General features: G+C 46.5%; 1 pseudogene. It reads right to left on the bottom strand.

From position 1 onward, the window contains the following. Window positions 1-56: 56 nt before the first annotated feature. Window positions 57-999 (bottom strand): annotated as a pseudogene (locus F6K51_RS38035) (IS5 family transposase). Window positions 1,000-1,071: the final 72 nt, after the last annotated feature.

Below are 1,071 nucleotides of genomic sequence, written 5' to 3'. Positions count from 1 at the left end.
GGCTTTGTTGCATGAATGATGAAGGGGTCAAAATGCTCCCCCTCTCAGGAGCAGTTTTAAGCATTATGGGCATAGCTATCAGGCATACCCAAATGGGTCATAGGATTGAGGGCAGCACAAGCAAGTAAAAGTTCTACAGCCTGGGGGTCGTTGGTACGACGAGAACAACGATTACCACAGATAAGCTTGAAACGAAACATGGCCGTCTCCGATCATGAGCGACGGTGATAGCCACTCTGAAGTTTCCATTGGCTTCGACCCACTTTTTCAATACGTACTAGGTTCTGATTGCGTGGATGATGCTCTCCTTCTTTTGGCCAATATTGGGCATCATGACGTGGGGGAATATTAGCCTGAGCACCTCTTTTTTTAATGGCATCGTAGCACTTGCGTTTGTCATAAGCTCCATCGGCGGACACTGCTTCAATCTCTGATTCGATGGCATCTAACACATCCGATAGAGCCTCCGAGTCACTGAGATTATTCGTACTCACTACCGCACCAAGTATTTCCCCTGTGCTCTGATCTACCCCTAAATGCAGTTTTCGCGCCTTTCGACGTTTGCTGATTCCATGTTGACGTACTTTCCATTCTCCCTCTCCATAAACTTTGATTCCGGTTGAATCCACTACCACATGCCGTGCTCCCTTCCGTTCTTAACCGGGCATTGCCACACTTAATTTCCCCAGCCGTCTCGATACTGTGGAGTGGTCTGGTACTTCTAAGTCTACTCCCATTAAACCGAACTTTGATTCCATCAATCCTTGGGTTTGACGCCCTGGTAAATTCAACACTGACCCCATGGTACTCATGGTAGCTATGGCTAAGTCACTGTATTTGCGGGATGCTCCTCGTTTCCCTGTCTTTTGGGGATTCCACCATCTTTTAAGTACCTCATCATCAATCGGTGAAGGTCAGACTACCACGGTTTAAGAGCGCTGCGTTGTACTTACTCCAATTCAATATCTTATATTTGGTCTTGGCGGTTGCTTCTGTCATGGCTAAGGGGAAGCTCTATTTTTCTCTCTATAGATTATCTCACTCAACTCATACTCTTTATGCAACAAAGCC

Origin of the sequence: Moorena sp. SIO3I8, from assembly GCF_010692325.1 — a bacterium.
Taxonomy (GTDB): domain Bacteria; phylum Cyanobacteriota; class Cyanobacteriia; order Cyanobacteriales; family Coleofasciculaceae; genus Moorena.
Note: the sequence above shows the minus strand (reverse complement) of the source record. Positions and strands in the feature narration are given on the sequence as shown.